This window comes from Pseudoalteromonas sp. 19-MNA-CIBAN-0066 (genome assembly GCF_040308705.1).
Classification (GTDB): Bacteria; Pseudomonadota; Gammaproteobacteria; order Enterobacterales; family Alteromonadaceae; genus Pseudoalteromonas; species Pseudoalteromonas nigrifaciens.
Map to the genome: position 1 here is coordinate 1 of NZ_JBEONZ010000462.1, position 229 is coordinate 229.

The 229-nt window shown below is 37.6% G+C and carries 1 protein-coding gene; it reads right to left on the minus strand.

Translation table 11 applies throughout. The annotated features are described in order from the left end of the window. Nucleotides 1–28 precede the first annotated feature (28 nt). A partial coding sequence (locus tag AAEZ18_RS19840; protein ID WP_352256173.1) for an STAS domain-containing protein occupies nt 29–229 on the minus strand: 201 nt, incomplete at its 5' end.

Genomic DNA, 229 nt, shown 5'->3' on the forward strand with positions numbered 1-229 from the left:
GTAATTATCTTATTCATATGTTTTCTCCTTAGTGGCCAGCCATTAATTTTTCAACTTCTTTTGGATCGTTATGGACGCCAAATTTATCAACAATAGTTTCAGTTGCTTCACTCATTCCAACAATTTCAACTGCCGCACCTTCCCGTCTAAACTTAATAACGACTTTGTCTAATGAAGACACGGCGGTAATATCCCAAAAGTGCGCATGAGTTAAGTCAATGGTTACCTT